The sequence below is a fragment of the Protofrankia sp. Cr1 genome (genome assembly GCF_963555865.1).
In the GTDB taxonomy this organism is placed as follows: Bacteria; Actinomycetota; Actinomycetes; order Frankiales; family Frankiaceae; genus Protofrankia.
Genome location: NZ_CAUVXO010000552.1, coordinates 3,611 through 4,453, shown reverse-complemented (window position 1 = coordinate 4,453; position 843 = coordinate 3,611). Strand labels below are relative to the sequence as shown.

The window sequence follows — 843 nt, the reverse complement described above, 5'->3', positions numbered from 1 at the left end:
AGCCGCGTGACAGCCTCGGTGAGCGCCAGCGCCGCACGTTCGGCATCGGTGAAGTACGGCGCCGCCCGCCAGGCCGCCACCGCGAACAGCCGCTCGTCGGTCTCGCCCGCCTTCCTGGCGCTGCGTGCCCCCCCGTCCACGCAGGAGCTGCAGCCGTTGATCTGGCTCGCGCGCAGGTGGACCAGCGCGAGCGTCGCCGCCGGCACACCGCTCTGCTCGATCGACGCGTTCAGGGCCCCGATGGCCTGCATCGCACCGGGAATGATCATCACCGGGTTCTTCATCCGTGGTTCCATGGCTGCTCTCCTCCAAGGCCTGTCACATCAGGCGGGTTTCGTCGGTCACTGGTATGACAGGCCGCGACGGAGGAATGTGACCGATGGACGAACAGCAGTGGCTGGCAGAGCGTTTCGAGGAGAGCCGCACGCATCTGGGGGCGGTGGCCTACCGGATGCTCGGCTCGCAGGCCGAGGCCGACGACGCGGTACAGGACGCCTGGCTGCGGTTCAGCCGCTCCGACACCAGCGGCGTGGCGAACCTGCGCGGCTGGCTGACCACGATCGTCGCGCGGGTCTGCCTGAACATGCTGCAGTCACGCAGGTCCCGGCGGGAGGAACCGCTAGACGAGCACGTACCTGACCCGGTCGACGGGATCGATCCCGAACGCCAGGCGATCCTGGCCGACTCGGTGGGCTCCGCGCTGCTCGTCGTGCTCGACACGCTGGTGCCCGCCGAACGGCTCTCGTTCGTGCTGCACGACATGTTCGCCGTCCCCTTCAGCGAGATCGCTCCCATCGTCGAGCGGTCCCCGGCGGCGACACGGCAGCTGGCCAGCCGCGCGCG

At 69.8% G+C, this 843-nt stretch carries 2 protein-coding genes; one reads left to right on the top strand and one right to left on the bottom strand.

All coding sequences use genetic code 11. The features are described 5' to 3' along the window. Window positions 1-296, bottom strand: a 296-nt coding sequence (locus U9980_RS25645) for a carboxymuconolactone decarboxylase family protein (protein ID WP_416210397.1), incomplete at its 3' end; no start/stop codon positions are given. An 83-nt stretch (window positions 297-379) separates the two neighbouring features. On the opposite strand from U9980_RS25645, the gene U9980_RS25640 reads away from it, so the two are divergent. Beyond that, the coding region (locus tag U9980_RS25640) for a sigma-70 family RNA polymerase sigma factor (RefSeq protein ID WP_322770277.1) at window positions 380-843 on the top strand (464 nt) is incomplete at its 3' end.